The 15,862-nt window shown below is 71.8% G+C and carries 15 protein-coding genes, 1 tRNA gene and 1 riboswitch; of the genes, 7 read left to right on the forward strand and 9 right to left on the reverse strand.

Annotated features, from left to right (window positions below; translation table 11 throughout):
* Positions 1-22: 22 nt before the first annotated feature.
* Genes ACF073_RS27800 through ACF073_RS27815 form a run of 4 tightly spaced genes read right to left on the reverse strand, consistent with a single transcriptional unit; the run spans position 23 to position 3,481 of the window.
* On the reverse strand, positions 23-865 hold the full coding sequence (locus ACF073_RS27800; protein ID WP_392074120.1) for a DUF1707 domain-containing protein: 843 nt from the start codon (positions 863-865) through the stop codon (positions 23-25).
* Between the two features lie 9 nt (positions 866-874).
* Entirely contained in the window at positions 875-1,882 is a 1,008-nt protein-coding gene (locus ACF073_RS27805; RefSeq protein ID WP_392074121.1) for an ATP-binding cassette domain-containing protein, read from the reverse strand.
* Complete coding sequence (locus ACF073_RS27810) at positions 1,840-2,688, reverse strand: ABC transporter permease (RefSeq protein ID WP_392074122.1); 849 nt, start codon at positions 2,686-2,688, stop codon at positions 1,840-1,842. Before ACF073_RS27810 ends, ACF073_RS27805 begins: the two co-directional genes overlap by 43 nt.
* Positions 2,681-3,481 (reverse strand): ABC transporter permease, encoded by an 801-nt coding sequence (locus ACF073_RS27815; RefSeq protein WP_392074123.1) that lies wholly within the window; start codon positions 3,479-3,481, stop codon positions 2,681-2,683. Before ACF073_RS27815 ends, ACF073_RS27810 begins: the two co-directional genes overlap by 8 nt.
* Before the next feature lie 775 nt (positions 3,482-4,256).
* On the opposite strand from ACF073_RS27815, the gene ACF073_RS27820 reads away from it, so the two are divergent.
* On the forward strand, positions 4,257-7,070 hold the full coding sequence (locus tag ACF073_RS27820) for a transglycosylase domain-containing protein (RefSeq protein ID WP_392074300.1): 2,814 nt from the start codon (positions 4,257-4,259) through the stop codon (positions 7,068-7,070).
* Here the strand turns inward: ACF073_RS27820 and ACF073_RS27825 are convergent, their stop codons facing one another.
* The 3 genes from ACF073_RS27825 to ACF073_RS27835 form a co-directional block, all read right to left on the reverse strand.
* Positions 7,071-7,391 carry a multidrug efflux SMR transporter gene (locus tag ACF073_RS27825; protein WP_225810301.1) on the reverse strand — a complete coding sequence of 107 codons (321 nt, stop codon included), beginning with the start codon at positions 7,389-7,391 and terminating at the stop codon, positions 7,071-7,073.
* A gap of 48 nt (positions 7,392-7,439) precedes the next feature.
* A riboswitch (guanidine-III (ykkC-III) riboswitch) is annotated at positions 7,440-7,512 on the reverse strand.
* Positions 7,513-7,577: 65 nt separating this feature from the next.
* Positions 7,578-7,937 carry a GroES family chaperonin gene (locus tag ACF073_RS27830; protein WP_392074124.1) on the reverse strand — a complete coding sequence of 120 codons (360 nt, stop codon included), beginning with the start codon at positions 7,935-7,937 and terminating at the stop codon, positions 7,578-7,580.
* A gap of 22 nt (positions 7,938-7,959) precedes the next feature.
* Positions 7,960-8,289 (reverse strand): DUF3618 domain-containing protein, encoded by a 330-nt coding sequence (locus tag ACF073_RS27835; RefSeq protein WP_392074125.1) that lies wholly within the window; start codon positions 8,287-8,289, stop codon positions 7,960-7,962.
* Positions 8,290-8,392: 103 nt separating this feature from the next.
* Here ACF073_RS27835 and bcp point away from each other — a divergent pair, with 103 nt between their 5' ends.
* From bcp to ACF073_RS27855, 4 genes are all read left to right on the forward strand, one after another.
* Positions 8,393-8,860, forward strand: a complete 468-nt coding sequence (gene bcp, locus ACF073_RS27840; protein ID WP_392074126.1) for a thioredoxin-dependent thiol peroxidase — start codon at positions 8,393-8,395, stop codon at positions 8,858-8,860.
* 145 nt (positions 8,861-9,005) lie between these two features.
* The gene (locus tag ACF073_RS27845) at positions 9,006-9,659 is read left to right on the forward strand and encodes an HNH endonuclease signature motif containing protein (protein WP_392074127.1); all 654 of its coding nucleotides are present in this window, start codon (positions 9,006-9,008) and stop codon (positions 9,657-9,659) included.
* The gene (locus ACF073_RS27850; RefSeq protein WP_392074128.1) at positions 9,656-10,351 is read left to right on the forward strand and encodes an HNH endonuclease; all 696 of its coding nucleotides are present in this window, start codon (positions 9,656-9,658) and stop codon (positions 10,349-10,351) included. Before ACF073_RS27845 ends, ACF073_RS27850 begins: the two co-directional genes overlap by 4 nt.
* Positions 10,352-10,364: 13 nt before the next feature.
* Positions 10,365-10,449: transfer RNA gene (locus ACF073_RS27855), tRNA-Leu, on the forward strand.
* A 42-nt stretch (positions 10,450-10,491) separates the two neighbouring features.
* Here ACF073_RS27855 and rdgB read toward each other — a convergent pair.
* Complete coding sequence (rdgB, locus tag ACF073_RS27860) at positions 10,492-11,094, reverse strand: RdgB/HAM1 family non-canonical purine NTP pyrophosphatase (RefSeq protein ID WP_392074129.1); 603 nt, start codon at positions 11,092-11,094, stop codon at positions 10,492-10,494.
* A gap of 26 nt (positions 11,095-11,120) precedes the next feature.
* Positions 11,121-12,494, reverse strand: a complete 1,374-nt coding sequence (locus ACF073_RS27865; protein ID WP_392074130.1) for an SGNH/GDSL hydrolase family protein — start codon at positions 12,492-12,494, stop codon at positions 11,121-11,123.
* A gap of 166 nt (positions 12,495-12,660) precedes the next feature.
* Between ACF073_RS27865 and ACF073_RS27870 the strand changes: the two genes are divergently transcribed.
* Together ACF073_RS27870 and ACF073_RS27875 are read left to right on the forward strand one after the other, a co-directional pair.
* Entirely contained in the window at positions 12,661-14,004 is a 1,344-nt protein-coding gene (locus tag ACF073_RS27870) for a DUF445 domain-containing protein (RefSeq protein WP_392074131.1), read from the forward strand.
* A 302-nt stretch (positions 14,005-14,306) separates the two neighbouring features.
* Positions 14,307-15,851, forward strand: a complete 1,545-nt coding sequence (locus tag ACF073_RS27875) for an MFS transporter (protein WP_392074132.1) — start codon at positions 14,307-14,309, stop codon at positions 15,849-15,851.
* Positions 15,852-15,862: the final 11 nt, after the last annotated feature.

The following is a 15,862-nucleotide window of genomic DNA, read 5'->3' on the forward strand; positions in this document are numbered from 1 at the left end:
CCGCCGGGGCGGCCGGGCGGTCTCAGTACTCCCGGTCGCGCCGGCGCTTGCGCTCGGCGGACCGCTCCCGGTGCCGCTCGAACAACTCCTCGTGCCGCTCCAGCTGCCGTCCGAGGCGTTCCTCGTGCCGCTCCCGGTGCCGCTCGTAGAGCTCCTCGTGCCGCGCCCGGTGCAGTTCGTGCCGCTCCGCGCGCCGATCCAGCTGCTCCTGGCGGCGCTGCTCCTTCAGCCGCCGGCGCTCCGCGCGCGGAAGCTTGCGCTCCACGCCGACCCCGCCCCAGAACGCGAACCCGCCGATGACCACCCGCGGGGCACCCGGCTCCGGCGGCCCGTCGTCCCTCGGGTGCTCGAAGCCGCCCATCACACCGATGCCGCGGACCACCACCTCGACCCCCGGCTCCACGATCACCTGCACACCGCCCATGACCGCGACACAGTTGATCTCGACCTCGCGGTCCGCGAAATCCGCGTCCCTCAGGTCCACTTCGCCGCCGCCCAGGAAGGCGAAGCAGGAGAACCGCTTCGGCACCGTCCAGCGGCCCTTGCGCTCGAACCCCGACAGGATGGCCACCGCCCCCGTCGAGGACCCCTCGCCGCCGGTGATCCGGCCCGCCCACCCCGTGCCCCGCACCGGCTCCTTGACGAAGGAGACCGGGACGGGCGGGGCGGCGGCCCCGGCGGCCGGCAGATCACGGGTCAGCGGAGCCAGTTCGCCGTACGTCCGCGCCGTGTAGGCCGCCTCGAGACGCTCCTCGAACTCACCCATGTCCAGCCGGCCCTCGGCGAGGGCGTCCCGCAGGACCTCGGCGACCCGCTCGCGGTCGGCGTCGGACGCCCGGAGGTCCGGGGCTGCGTCGTCGCTCATGCCAGCAGCCTACGAGACCGCCTTCTCCGCGTACATCCTGGCGATGACGGCCTCGATGTCCGGCTCCCGCACCGACAGGTCCACCAGCGGCCAGCGGGCCGCCAGATGCGCGACGAGCGGCGCCGCCGACTGCCCCGCCGGGAACGCCAGCCACTGCCGCGGCCCCTCCACCCGCACCACCCGGGCCCCCGGCACCTCCACCGGCGGCAACTCCCGCTCCAGGTCGACCACCAGCGTCCGCTCGCTCTCCCCGGCCTCGTGCAGCCCCGCCAGCGGGCCGTCGTACATCAGCCGCCCGTGGTCGATCACCATCACCCGTGAGCACAACTGCTCGATGTCCTGCAGGTCGTGCGTGGTCAGCAGCACCGTCGTGCCGCGCTCGGCGTTCAACTCCCGCAGGAACTCCCGCACCTTGGCCTTCGAGACGACGTCCAGACCGATCGTCGGCTCGTCCAGGTACACCACGTCCGGATCGTGCAGCAGCGCCGCCGCGATGTCCCCGCGCATCCGCTGCCCCAGCGACAGCTGCCGCACCGGCACGTCCAGCAGACTGTCCAGCTCCAGCAGCGCCACCATGCGGTCCAGGTTCTCCCGGTACCGCGCGTCCGGGATCCGGTACATGCGGTGCGCGAGCCGGTACGAGTCGATCAGCGGCAGATCCCACCACAGCGTGGTCCGCTGCCCGAACACCACCCCGATCCGGTGCGCGAGGCGGGTCCGCTCCCGCGCCGGGTCGATGCCCGCCACCCGCAGCCGCCCGGCACTCGGCGTCAGGATCCCGGTCAGCATCTTGATCGTGGTCGACTTGCCGGCGCCGTTCGGCCCGATGTACCCGACCATCTCCCCGCGCGGCACGGTGAACGAGAGCGAGTCGACCGCCCGCACCTCACGCCGCTCCCGCCTGAGGAATCCCGTCTTGCGGCGCACCTCGAAGACCTTCTCGACCTTCTCCAGTGCGATGAAGTCACCCACGCTCAGCTCCCTGTGCTGCGGTACGAACGAAGCCCCACCCGCCACGCGAGACCCGCCAGGGCACAGCACCCCGCCGCCACCAGCGGCGGAGTCCACGCCACCCAGTGCGGCAGCCCCAGCGGGTACGGCCGCCCCAGCACATAGGTCGCGGGCAGCCAGTTGACGAAGGCCAGCGGCAGCACGAACGTCACGCCGCGCACCAGCTCCTTCGCGAACACCGTCGGCGGGTACTGCAGCAGCGTCGTACCGCCGTAGGTGAAGGCGTTCTGCACCTCCGAGGCGTCCTGCGCCACGAACTGGAACGCCGCCCCCGCCACGAACACCGCGCAGAAGATCCCGCAGCCGCTCACCAGCATCACCGGCATCAGCAGCAGCCTGTCCGCCGTCCAGTCGATGTCGACCCGGCTCAGCGACCAGCCCAGCACCAGCGCCCCCTGGGTCACCCGGCCCAGCCGGCGCAGCGCGAACCGGTCGGCCGCCACCTGCGCGAGCACCGGCGCCGGCCGCACCAGCAGCGTGTCCAGCGTGCCGTCCCGCACCCGCCGGCCCAGCCGGTCCATCGACCCGATCAGCAGGTCCGCCAGCCCGAAGGAGACCGCGGACAGCCCGTACAGGAACGCCACCTCGGCCAGCGGGTAGCCGCCCAGCGCGTCCACCCGGGAGAACATCAGCATGATCGCGACGAAGTCGAGGAAGGTCGCCGCGAAGTTCCCCACCGTGGTCATGACGAAGGACGCCCGATAGGCCATCGTGGACCGCACCCACATCGCCGCGATCAGCCGGTACGTCCGCACCCCCTCGGCCAGCCGGTGCCCCGGCGTCCGCTGCGCCCGCGCACTCCCCTCAGCCACCCTGCACCACCACCCGGCGCGTCGCAGCGGCCTGCACCAGCCGCCCGGCACCCAGCAGCGCCGCCGCCCAGCCCGCCTGGAAGAGATACGTCCGCAGCGGGTCGCCGTGCCCGAGCAGCAGATCCGCCGGCGCCTGCAGCAGCGAGGACCAGGGCAGGGCCCGTACGACCTCGCCGAGCATGCCCGGGAAGACGTTCAGCGGCAGCAGCATCCCCGAGCAGAAGAACCCCGCCAGCCACGCCATCTGCACCACACCGGCACCGTCCAGCAGCCAGAACGCGCTCAGCGCCACCAGGTACCTGATGCCGAAGCCGACCAGCATCGCCAGGACGACGGAGACCAGGAAGGCCGCCCAGGTGCCCGCGTCGGCCGGCAGGTACAGCGGGAAGAACAGCGCCCCGAACAAGAACGGGACGGTCCCCCGGCCCAGCAGCTGGAAGAACGCCCGGCCCAGATCGGCCGCGAGCCACCACAGCTGCAGATCGGCCGGCCGGTACAGGTCGATCGCCACGTCCCCCGTACGGATGCGTTCCATCAACTCGTCCTCGACGCCGCCACCCCCGATCGCGAGCGTCGAGAGAAGGGCCTGCCCGAGCCATACGTACGTCACGGCCTGGGCCTGGTCGTACCCCCCGAGGTGCGGCTTCTCGCTCCACAGCGCGAGGTACGTGTACACGAGAATCAGCCCGAAGACCGTGTTCGTGAAGACCCCTGCCGCAGTGGCGGCCCGATAGGTCGCGTACCGTCGGAACCCCCCTGCCGCGACGGCCGCGTACAACCGTCCCGCACCCACGCGAGTCCACCTCCTCGGACGCTCGACACCGAAGCGCAGGAGCCTAGTCCGACGGCCCGGTGGCCGGCCACGCATTTTCCGTGGAACCGTGCCGGAATCCGGGAACGGAACGCCAGGTGCGAGAGTCTTCACACAGGGGGAGCGCAGAAGCGTACGAGGCGTACGGGAAACGTACGACGCGAAACAGGAGTCCGTGCACGACATGAGCGACGAGCCGCAGCCGCAGCAGCCGAACGAAGGCGTGGCACCGAAACGGCCGCTGCCGGCTGAAGGGCCCGGGAAGCCGGGGGGCCGCGAGGACACGGCCGCCGAGCCGCGTATGGCAGAGAAGGGCGACAAGGGGGTGGACCCCGGGGCATCCCGGAAGGGCGACACGGGCACCGGCGCCCGGCCCGGCGACGGGGGCGCGAGCAGCGCGAGCACCAAGCGCGCCGAAGCCGCCGGCCGCCCCGCCGACGGCGACCGCGGCGACGCGGCCGAGCGCGGTGCCGGCCGGCCGGACGCGGCGGCGCAGGACCGCACGGCCTCCATGGCACGGGCCCGCCAGGCGTCCCGTGGCGCCCGGAACGAGCAGCCGGCCGCCCCGGACGGGCCCACCGGCACGGCCTCCGGCACCGGCCAGGCCACGGCCGGCGGCGCTCCGGCACCCGGTCGCGGCTCGCGGCCCGGCGGCGCCCCGGCACCCGGCAAGGGTGGCGGGGGTTCCGCGTCCTCCGGCACCGAGAAGCCCGCCTCCGCCGGTCCCGAGGAGGCTCAGCCGGCCGAGAGCACCCAGGTGCTCCGGCGTATCACCCCGCCCAGGAAATCCGAGGCCGCCCCGTCCGCTCCGGCGGCCGGCACCTCCTCCGGCACCGGCAAGGGCGGGGCTTCCCCCGCCGGCGCCGGGAAGGCGCCCGAGACCACGCAGGTGCTCCGGCGGGTCAGCGCACCGCGCGCCGGCGAGCCGGGCGCCTCCGGCACCGCCGCGGCCTCCTCCGCCGACGCCCCGAAGCCCGCCGGCCGCGCCCCCGGCGCGTCCGTCCCCCGCCCCGCGGGCCCGGACCGCGCCGCACGTGCCGCCCGCGCCGCCCGCGCGGCCGGTGCCGCCGCGGGCGCCTCCGCTGCCGCCACCGCCTCCTCCGCGCCGGGCTCCGAGGCCGCGACCACCGCCCTCGCCGCCGGTGCCACCGGCACCGGCAAGGGCGGCGGCAACGGCGGCGGCACCGCCACACCCACCGCCACGGCCACCGGCGGCGGCAAGGGCAAGAAGGGCAAGCGGCCCAAGCGCACCGGGTGGCGGCGGATCATCCCGACCTGGCGCATGGTGCTCGGCACCTTCGTCATCGGCGTACTGCTGCTGATCGGCCTCTTCTTCGTCGGCTACTCGATGGTGAACATCCCGCCGGCCAACGCTCTGGCCACCAAGCAGGCGAATGTCTACCTGTACGCCGACGGCTCCCAGATCGCCCGCGACACCCGCGACAGCCAGGTCAACCGCGAGAACGTGGATCTCGCCGAGATCTCCAAGGACGCCCAGCACGCCGTACTGGCCGCCGAGGACCGCGACTTCTACACCGAGTCCGCCGTCGACCCCAAGGCGATGGTCCGCGCCGCCTGGAACAGCGCGACCGGCAAGGGCAAGCAGTCCGGCTCGACGATCACCCAGCAGTACGTGAAGAACTACTACCTGGCCCAGGAGCAGACGCTCACCCGCAAGGCCAAGGAGTTCTTCATCTCGATCAAGCTGGACCGTGAGAAGTCCAAGGACGAGATCCTCGAGGGCTACCTCAACACCAGCTTCTTCGGCCGCAACGCCTACGGCATCCAGGCCGCTGCCCAGGCCTACTACGGCAAGGACGCCGTCGACCTCGACCCGGCCCGCGCCGCCTACCTCGCCGCGCTCGTCAACGCGCCCAGCGAGTACGACGTCGTCGCCCACCCCGAGAACAAGAAGGCGGCCCTCGCCCGCTGGAACTACGTCCTGGACGGCATGGTGAAGAAGGGCTGGCTCAGCCAGGCCGAGCGCACCGGCATGAAGTTCCCCATGCCCAAGGAGCAGATTCTCTCCACGGGGCTGTCCGGTCAGCGCGGCTACCTCGTCGAGGCGGTCAGGCATTACCTGATCACCAACAAGATCGTCACGGCCGATCAGCTGGAGGCCGGCGGCTACCGCATCACCACCACCATCCAGAAGAACCGGCAGGACGCCTTCGTCAAGGCCGTCGACGACAAGCTGATCTCCCAGCTGGACAAGAAGAACCGCAAGGCCGACACCTACGTCCGGGCCGGCGGCGCCTCCGTCGACCCCAAGACCGGCAAGGTCGTCGCCATGTACGGCGGCATCGACTACGTGAAGCAGTACACCAACGGCGCCACCCGGGGCGACTTCCAGGTCGGCTCCACCTTCAAGCCGTTCGTGTTCACCTCCGCCGTGCAGAACGGGTCCACCACCCAGGACGGCCGGACGATCACCCCGAACACCGTCTACGACGGCACCAACCAGCGCCCCGTCCAGGGCTGGAGCGGCGGCGCCTACGCCCCCGAGAACGAGGACCAGAAGTCGTACGGCGACATCACCGTCCGCAAGGCCACCGACCTGTCGGTGAACTCGGTGTACGCGCAGATGGCCGTCGACGTCGGCCCCGCCAAGGTCAAGCAGACCGCGGTCGACCTCGGCATCCCCTCCGACACCCGCGACCTGCAGCCGTACCCGTCCATCGCCCTCGGCACCGCCACCGCCAGCGTGCTGGACATGGCCGAGGCGTACGCGACGCTCGCCAACCACGGCAAGCACGGCACGTACACACTGGTCGAGAAGATCACCAAGAACGGCAGCGACGAGGTCAAGCTGCCCGACGCCACGGCCAAGCAGGCCGTCAGCCGGGAAGCCGCCGACACCACCACGTCCGTCCTGCGCAGCGTGGTCCAGAGCGGCACCGCCACCGCCGCGCAGGCCGCGGGCCGCCCGGCGGCCGGCAAGACCGGTACCGCCGAGAGCGACAAGGCCGCCTGGTTCGCCGGCTACACCCCCGACCTGGCCACCGTGGTCTCCGTCATGGGCCAGGACCCGGTCACGGCCGCGCAGAAGCCGCTGTACGGCGCGCTCGGCCAGCCCCGTATGAACGGCGGCGGCCCGCCCACCGAGATCTGGGCGCAGTACACGCGCGACGCGCTGAAGGGCAAGCCGGTCGCCGACTTCGACCTCCAGCTCCAGGAGGGCGCCGACCGGATCCAGGAGCCCCCGGCCAGCAGCACGGCCAAGCCCGGCACCGACGGCGGCCAGAACGGCGGCACCACCACCGGCGACGGCGGCGAGCAGAACGGCGGCGCGACCGCCACCCCGACCACCGGCGGCACCACCGGCACCCCGGCCGACGGCGGCACGACCACCGACGGGGGCGCCACCACCGGCGGCGGCGCCACCACGGACGGCGGCGCCGCCACCACCGGCGGGGACACGACCGGCCGGCAGACCGCCGACGGCGGCGGCACGGGAAGCCCCACCACCGGCGGCCAGACGACCACCGCCGGCGGAACGGGCGGCCCGGGCTCCCCGACCGGCGGGGACACCGGCCCCGGCGGGGACATCGGCGGAGGCCCGGGCACCTGATCAGTGGCCGCTGGTCGCCTTCAGCCCCACGACGGCCACCAGCAGCAGACACACGAAGAAGATCCGGGCGGCGGTGACCGGCTCACCCAGCACCACCATGCCGAGCACCGCCGCACCGGCCGCGCCGATGCCCACCCACACGCCGTAGGCCGTACCGATGGGCAGGGACTTCGCGGCGTACGACAGCAGGACCATGCTGGCGACGATGCCGGCGCCGGTGAACAGACTGGGAACCAGCCGGGTGAAACCCTCGCTGTACTTCATCCCGATCGACCAGCCCACTTCCAGCAGACCGGCGACGACGAGCAGAACCCACGCCATGACAGGCACCTCCGAGACGTAGCGGCGTCCTCGCCGCGTTCTTCCTGGGGTGCGTCGTCTTTGCCTTCGACCCGGTACGGCGCGTCTCGTCGGGTTCCTTCCGAACATAGCAAAGGCACGACGAAGAGGGCCGGTGACGATGGTCACCGGCCCTCTTCGTGCCTGTTTCGAAGATTCAGCGGCCGCTCAGAGATACAGCCCCGTCGAGTCCTCCGACCCCTCGAACCGGTCGGCGGCCACGGCGTGCAGATCACGCTCGCGCATGAGCACGTACGCCACGCCCCGCACCTCGACCTCCGCCCGGTCCTCCGGGTCGAACAGGACACGGTCGCCGGGCTCCACCGTCCGGACGTTCTGCCCGACCGCGACGACCACGGCCCAGGCCAGCCGCCGGCCGACCGCCGCCGTGGCGGGAATCAGAATCCCGCCCCCCGACCGCCGCTCGCCCTCACCGGCGTCCTGCCGCACGAGAACCCGGTCGTGCAGCATCCGGATGGGCAGCTTGTCGTGGTGGGGAGTGCTGTGCTCGTTTCTGTTGGCGCTCACGGCTCGAACCTACCTGCCCCGGTCAGCCCTTGCGCCGCCGGGCCCCGAGGGCGAGCAGCCCCACGACGCCGACGGCGACCAGCGCGACGGGCACCACCCGCTCCATCCGAGGCGCCCCGCCCTCATCGACGAACTGCGCCCGGACATCGCTCACGAGTCGGTTGACCTGCACATACGCTCGCCCGATCGTGTGATCGACATTCGCGGCGACCTTCGCCTTCGCATCGCCGACGATGGTCTTCGGGTGCACCCGCACCCCGATCTCGTCGAGCGTCTCCGCCAGCACTTCGCGGCGGCGCTTGATGTCCGCCTCGATCTGCGCCGGGGTTCTGGTGTCCGACGTGTCCGCCACCGTACGGCCTCCGAAGTCTGCCGAAGTCTGCTGATCCTGTTCCGGACAGTCTGTCAGCTCATGAGCGCATCGCACCGCAAGGCCCCCCGGTTACGCTAGTCCGATGAGCGAGCGACTCCAGCCCGGGGACGTTGCCCCCGCCTTCAGCCTCCCCGACGCCGACGGCAACGAGGTGTCCCTGTCGGACCACAAGGGCCGCAAGGTCATCGTCTACTTCTACCCGGCCGCCCTGACCCCCGGCTGCACCAAGCAGGCCTGCGACTTCACCGACAACCTGGACGTGCTGGCCTCCGCCGGCTACGACGTCATCGGCATCTCGCCGGACAAGCCGGAGAAACTCGCGAAGTTCCGCGAGAAGGAGTCCCTGAAGGTGACCCTCCTGGCCGACCCGGACAAGCAGGTCCTGGAGGCGTACGGCGCCTTCGGCGAGAAGAAGCTGTACGGCAAGACGGTCGTCGGCGTCATCCGCTCCACGATCGTCGTGGACGAGGACGGCAAGGTCGAACGAGCCCTCTACAACGTCAAGGCCACCGGTCACGTGGCGAAGATCCTCAAGGACCTGAAGATCTGAGCCCCACCCGCATTCCGCCCCCAGACGGCTCGCCCCGGAACACCCCGGGGCGAGCCGTTCTTTCCTGCCACCGGGCGTGACCGCGCTCCGGGTGACTCGTTGATCCGTACGAATGGCGAACGCATGCCTGAGCGGAGGGGGCTCGATGAGGACCAGTGCGTACACCAAGGACCGCCTGGAGACGGCGGCTCGCGGAGCACGGACGCTGACGGAGGCGCTGGAGAGGCTGGGGGTGGATCCGAAGAGCCCGTCCCGGCGGTACGTCCTGCAACGGATGAGGAAGCTCGGGGTGGACGTCTCGCACTTCGAGAGGGAGGGGGTGAAGTGGACGAAGGACGTGCTTGAGGAGGCAGCGGCTGCCTCCACGAACATGTGCGAGGTGCTGCGCCACCTCGGGCTGGAGGTCGTCGGGGGCCACCACACGCACATCACCCGCCGGATCAAGGCGTACGGGATCGACATCTCGCATTTCCAGGCACCGACGAGGCGCGGCGAACCCTGGCGGGCCCGGAGGCCGCAGACGCTGCTCGTCGAGCAGCCGGCCGGAGAGGCCCGGCGGGTCCCGGGTGACCGGCTCAAGCGGGCGATGGCGGCGGAAGGTGTACCGGAGTGCTGTGCCCGCTGCGGCACGGGGCCGGTGTGGCGGGGCCGTCCGCTCCCGCTGGAGGTCGATCACATCGACGGCAACTGGCGCGACAACCGGATCGAGAACCTTCGGCTGCTCTGCCCCAACTGTCATTCGGCCACGGACACGTACCGGGGGCGCGGCAAGCACCGTTCCCGGGGCGGCGCCGGATGAGCACAGGCGTCCGGTACACGCGCGACCGGCTGGCCGAGGCCGCCGAGAAGTGCACGAGCCTTGACGAGGTCATCGCCTTCTTCGGCACGCGTCCCTACGACAAACTCCGCCGCTATCTCGTGCGGCGATTCGCGCACTTCGGGATCGACACCTCGCACTTCTCCGGCTCCGGCAGGCCTGCCCGCCCCGCACCCGAGGAACTGCGCGCCGCGGTCACCGAATCGGTCTCCCTCGCGCAGGCGCTGCGCCGCCTGGGGCGCCCGGACACCGGCACCCAGCGTGCGCTGCTGCGACGCTGGGTCGTCGAGGACGGTGTGCCGACGGTGCACTTCCTCGGTCAGGCGCACCAGCGGGGCGCGACGCACACCGCGTGGGCCAAGCGCCCTGAGGACGTCCTGGTCCGGCACAACGGCCGCCGCCGGACGCGAACCCGACTCCTGCGCCGTGCGCTCGCGGAGGTGGGCGTGCCGGAGGAGTGCGCCGAGTGCGGCGTCGGGCCGGAGTGGCTGGGATGGCCGATGACTCTGGAGGTCGACCATGTCAACGGTGACTGGAGTGACGACCGCCGCGAGAATCTTCGGCTGCTCTGCCCCAACTGCCACGCGTCCACGAGTACCTGGTGCCGAGGAGGCGGACGGCGAAAGGCGGCGCCCCGTACACTGGGCGGCGTCATGCGGCCTGCGAGTGAGTAGTGTCCGTTTTGGGGCGGTCGTGGCGAAATAGGCTATACGCGCGGGTTTTAGGTGCCCGTGGGAGAAATCCCGTGTGGGTTCGAGTCCCACCGACCGCACAGGTGAGGGGCCGTCCGGCAGGGCGGCCCCTTTTGTGTTGGTCAGCCCAGCAGGGTGCGTACCACCGGTACCAGTGCCCGGAACGCCTTTCCGCGGTGGCTGATCGCGTTCTTCTCGGCCGGGGTCAGTTCGGCGCAGGTCCGGGTCTCGCCCTCCGGCTGGAGGACCGGGTCGTAGCCGAAGCCGTGCGTGCCCGCGGGGGCGTGCCGCAGGGTGCCCGGCAGCCGGCCCTCCACCACGCGTTCCGTGCCGTCCGGCAGGGCGAGGGCCGCCGCGCAGGCGAAGTGGGCGGAGCGGTGCTCCTCGGCGATGTCGGAGAGCTGGGCGAGCAGCAGGTCCAGGTTGGCCTTGTCGTCGCCGTGCCGGCCGGCCCAGCGGGCGGAGAAGATGCCGGGGGCGCCGCCGAGGACGTCGACGCAGAGGCCCGAGTCGTCGGCGACGGCGGGGAGGCCGGTGGCCTGGGCGAGGGCGTGCGCCTTGAGCAGGGCGTTCTCGGCGAAGGTGACGCCGGTTTCCTTGACGTCGGGGATCTCGGGGTAGGCGTCGGCGCCGATCAGTTCGTGCGGCAGGCCTGCTTCGGCGAGGATCGCCCTCAGTTCGGTGATCTTTCCGGCGTTGCGGGTGGCGAGGATCAGGCGGGTCATGTCCGACAGTATTCCTCGCCGCCCGGTTACAGCTCCGCCTGCCCCGCGCCCTGCAGTGCGCGCAGGTCGAAGGTCTCGGCCATGGTGCGGTAGCCGAGGTCGCTGGGGTGCAGATGGTCGCCCGAGTCGTACTCGGGGCGCAGCCGGCGCGGGTCGTAGGGGTCCCGGAGGGCCTTGTCGAAGTCGACCACGGCGTCGTACACGCCGCCGGCGCGGATCTCGGCGTTGACCTGCTGGCGTACGGCCTCCCGGGCCGGGGTGAAGCCGCGGTGGCCCTTGAAGGGCATGAGGGTGGCGCCGACGACCTTCAGGCCGCGGGCGTGGGCCTGGCGGACCAGGGTGCGCAGTCCGGTGACGATGCGGTCGGGGTCGGCGAGCCTGGGGTTGCGCAGGATGTCGTTGATGCCGAGTTCGACGACGACGACCTTGGCGTTGGTGCGGGAGAGCGCGTCGCGGCCGAGGCGGCCGAGGCCGCTCTGGTTCTCGGCGATGGGGGTCCCCCCTGCACGAGTATGTTCGAGCGCTTGGGGGATGCCGAGGCCGTCGGTGAGGACCTGGTTGCCGCTGATGCCCTCGTTGACGACGCTGTAGCGCGGCAGTCGCTGTCCGGTCTCCAGGGCGCCGCGGAGCCGGCCGGCGAGGACGTCGGGCCAGCGGTGGTTGGCGCCGACGGTGGAGGTGATGCCGTCGGTGATGGAGTCGCCGAAGAAGACGATGGTGCCGGCGGCCTCGTTGCTGAGGACGTCAAGGGCCGTCAGGTACCGCCAGTACGGGGTCTGTTCGGTGTACGGGGTACCCGTGGTGTCCTCGGTGCGGTCGCCGGAGGCGACGTACGACAGCTGGCGGGCGTGCGGGTGGTAGGTGACCGGCCCGGAGGGGGTGGGGGAGTAGGTGGTGACCAGGACGTCGGTGTCGTGCGGGAGGGTCACGCGTACCGGGTCGCTGACGGTCTGTCCGCCGGCGGGTATGACGACGCTGGTGCTGCCGTTGAAGGTGAGCCGCCGCATCGTTTCCGCGTCGGCGGCCGCGGTGCCGTCGCCGGTGGACAGCGCGATGGAGGCGTGGGTGAGGGTGAGGGGTGACTGGCCGTAGAGATTGGACAGGGTGACGCGGGCGCCGGTGCCGCCGGTGCTGGTGTGCACCACGTTGCGGACCGAGTGTCCGGCGAGGCCGGCGGTCTCGGTGCCGGGTTCGCCGCCGACGGGGGCGGTGGCCCAGGCGCCGACCCAGGTGCCCGCGGAGGCGGGTGCGGCGGCGGGGTCGCGGTGCGGGCGGCTGTCGGCGAGCGCGCCGCGGGGGGTGCCGGCGTCGGCCGACACGGTGACGTAGATGGCGGCGCACAGCGCGACGACCAGGGCGATCAGCGCACCGAGCACCCCATAACCATGACGCTTGGTCACGCTTGTGTTGCTCTCCTCGGGAGATGGGAGCCCGAGGCTCCGATCTTGTGGAACCCATGATGCGTCATGGGCCGGAGAGGTCTGACAGGAACCTGCCCACGACCCCGCTCAGACAGACGCCGGGAACTCCTGTTCCGTTCCGGGAGTCGGTCAGGAAGGGACAATTGTGTGCGGGATCACCGAACGGGTGGAGCTGATGGAACCTAGCGAGAGCGGAACACCGGTGCGGGCCGCGTCGTACCGCACGATGACGGCGTTCACCCCGGCCGACGAGGAGCGCCGGCGCGGGGTGCGGCGGATGAAGCTGACGGCGACGGGCCTGCTGCTGGTGGTGGCGGTGGTCTATGTGCTGGCGAAGGCGGCCGGGCACGCGGGTGCCGGGGCGTGGACGGGGTATGTGGCGGCGGCGGCCGAGGCGGGCATGGTGGGCGCGCTGGCCGACTGGTTCGCGGTCACGGCGCTGTTCCGGCATCCGCTGGGGCTGCCCATCCCGCACACCGCGATCATTCCCACGAAGAAGGACCAGCTGGGTGTCTCGCTGGGTGAGTTCGTGGGGGAGAACTTCCTCTCCGAGGACGTCGTACGGCAGCGGCTGCGCGCGGTCGGTATCGGCAGCAGGCTGGGGGCCTGGCTGGCCGAGCCGGAGCATGCCGACCGGGTGACGGCGGAGCTCGCCACCGCGCTGCGGGGGGCGCTGACCGTGTTGCGCGACTCGGATGTGCAGGCGGTGGTCGGCGAGGCGATCACCCGGCGGGCCGAGGCGCAGGAGATCGCGCCGGGTCTCGGCGCGATGCTGGAGAAGATCGTCGCCGACGGCGGGCACCGGCGGGTGGTGGACCTGGTGGTGGCCCGTGCGCACGACTGGCTGGTGCTGCACCGGGACGACGTGATGGTCGCGGTGGAGGGCGGTGCGCCCGGCTGGACGCCGCGGTTCGTGGACCGGAAGGTCGGCGAGCGGGTCTACAAGGAGTTGCTGCGGTTCGTCACGGAGATGCGGGACATGCCCGCGCATCCGGCGCGCGGGGCGCTGGACCGGTTCCTCGGCGACTTCGCGTCCGATCTGCAGTCCGACACGGAGACGCGGGCGAAGGTGGAGCGGCTCAAGGGCGAGGTGCTGGGCCGGGGCGAGGTGCAGGATCTGATCGCGTCCGCCTGGACGGCCGTACGGTCGATGATCGTGACGGCGGCGGAGGACGAGCACAGCGAGCTGCGGTTGCGGGTGCGGGCGGCGCTGCTGTCGCTGGGTTCGCGGATGGCGACGGAGCAGAAGGTGCAGGGCAAGGTCGACAGCTGGGTGGAGGGCGCGGCGGTGCATGTCGTGACGACGTACCGCACGGAGATCACCTCGCTGATCACGGACACGGTGGCGGGCTGGGACGCCGAGCACACCACCCGGAAGATCGAGGCGCACATCGGCCGCGATCTGCAGTTCATCCGGATCAATGGCACGGTGGTGGGGTCCCTGGCGGGGCTGGTGATCTATACGGTCTCGCGGGGGCTGGGGGCCTGACGGGCGCTTCCTGCGGGGCTGCGTGGTTCCGGGCGGGGCGGCGTGGCGGCGTGGTCCTGGTGCCGTTCGGGCGTGGGCGTCCGGGCGGCCGGTGCCGTTCAGCCGGTGCCGTTCGGGCGTGCGCGTTCGGCCGGCCGGTGCCGTTCGGGCGGGGCCGGTCACCCGATCGGATTGTTCCGGCGGACTGTTCCGGCGCGGCCGGGGCACCCGATGAGCCGTCCTTCGGGATGGTCTGTTCTCCGGAACGGTCCCTGGGGACGCCCGTTTTCCGGCAGGAGCCGTTCTTCGGCGAGGAGGAGCGCATGAGCACAGCCGGGGCCGAGACCGGCCGGACCCTCACCACCGACATTCCCGCCCGGCTGGACCGCCTGCCCTGGTCGCGCTGGCACTGGACGATCGTGATCGGTCTGGGCACCGTATGGATCCTGGACGGCCTGGAGGTCACGGTCGTCGGCAACATCGCCGGCCGGCTCTCCGAGCCGGGCAGCGGCCTGTCGATCTCCTCCGGCCAGGTCACCGGTGTCGCGGCCGCGCTGTATGTGGCCGGTGCCTGCATCGGCGCCCTGTTCTGGGGCCGCCTGACGGACCGCTGGGGCCGCAAGAAGCTCTTCATGATCACGCTGGCGGTGTATCTCGCGGCGACGGCGCTGACGGCCGTCTCCTGGGAGGCCTGGTGGTTCTTCACGTTCCGCTTCCTCACCGGCTTCGGCATCGGCGGTGAGTACGCGGCGATCAACTCCGCGATCGACGAGCTGATCCCCTCGAACTACCGCGGCCGGGTCGACCTGATCATCAACGGCAGCTTCTGGCTGGGCGCGGTGGGCGGTTCGCTGCTGTCCATCGTCGCGCTGAACACGGACCTCGTGGCCGAGAACGTCGGCTGGCGGCTGACGTTCGCCCTCGGCGCGGTCCTCGCGCTGGTCATCCTCCTCGTACGGCGGCACGTCCCGGAGAGTCCGCGCTGGCTGCTGATCCACGGCCGGGACGCGGAGGCGGAGGAGATCGTCACCGGCATCGAGCGGCAGATCGAGGCGGAGAGCGGCGAGCGGCTGCCGGAGCCGCAGGGCGAGCTGGAGATCCACCAGCGCAAGAGCGTGACGTTCATGGAGATCGCCCGCACGGTCTTCGGCCAGTACCGCAAGCGCGCGGTGCTCGGTTTCTCGCTCTTCATCGGCCAGGCGTTCCTGTACAACGCGATCACGTTCGGCTTCGGCGCGATCCTGACCAAGTTCTTCGACGTGCCCACGGACCGTACGGGCTACTACTTCGCGGTGATCGCGGTCGGCAACTTCTGCGGCCCGCTGCTGCTGGGCAGGCTGTTCGACACGGTGGGCCGGCGCATCATGATCTCCTCCACGTACCTGCTCTCGGGCCTGCTGCTGTTCGGCACGGCCTGGCTGTTCGGCCGGGGCTCGCTGAGCGCGCTCACGCTGACGGCGTGCTGGTGCGTGGTCCTCTTCTTCGCCTCGGCGGGCGCGTCCAGTGCCTATCTCACCGTCTCGGAGATCTTCCCGATGGAGACGCGGGCGATGTCGATCGCCTTCTTCTACGCGCTCGGCACGGCGGCCGGCGGTATCAGCGGCCCGCTGCTGTTCGCCGACCTCACGAGTACCGGGAAGGTCGGCGACACGGTCCTCGCCTTCTCGATCGGCGCGGCGCTGATGTGCGCGGCCGGCCTGGTCGCGGCGGTCCTGGCGGTGGCGGCCGAGCGCCGTTCCCTGGAGGACATCGCGCGCCCGCTGACGGCGGTGGCCGGCAAGGCGAAGGCCGCTGTGCGGAACGCCGCGCCGGGAGGCGGGGGCCGGGGTCAGGGCCCCACGGCACCACCGGCGGCGAGCAGCCCGTGACCGCGTAGCTC

Origin of the sequence: Streptomyces sp. NPDC015171, assembly GCF_043079545.1 — a bacterium.
Lineage (GTDB): Bacteria > Actinomycetota > Actinomycetes > Streptomycetales > Streptomycetaceae > Streptomyces.

Excerpts from the sequence above, each read along its gene's own strand:
- rdgB (WP_392074129.1), bottom strand. The coding sequence starts at position 11,094 with ATGACCCGCCTGATCCTCGCCACCCGCAACGCCGGAAAGATCACCGAA.
- ACF073_RS27800 (WP_392074120.1), bottom strand. The coding sequence starts at position 865 with ATGAGCGACGACGCAGCCCCGGACCTCCGGGCGTCCGACGCCGACCGC.
- bcp (WP_392074126.1), top strand. The coding sequence starts at position 8,393 with ATGAGCGAGCGACTCCAGCCCGGGGACGTTGCCCCCGCCTTCAGCCTC.
- ACF073_RS27825 (WP_225810301.1), bottom strand. The coding sequence starts at position 7,391 with ATGGCGTGGGTTCTGCTCGTCGTCGCCGGTCTGCTGGAAGTGGGCTGG.
- ACF073_RS27850 (WP_392074128.1), top strand. The coding sequence starts at position 9,656 with ATGAGCACAGGCGTCCGGTACACGCGCGACCGGCTGGCCGAGGCCGCC.
- ACF073_RS27845 (WP_392074127.1), top strand. The coding sequence starts at position 9,006 with ATGAGGACCAGTGCGTACACCAAGGACCGCCTGGAGACGGCGGCTCGC.
- ACF073_RS27875 (WP_392074132.1), top strand. The coding sequence starts at position 14,307 with ATGAGCACAGCCGGGGCCGAGACCGGCCGGACCCTCACCACCGACATT.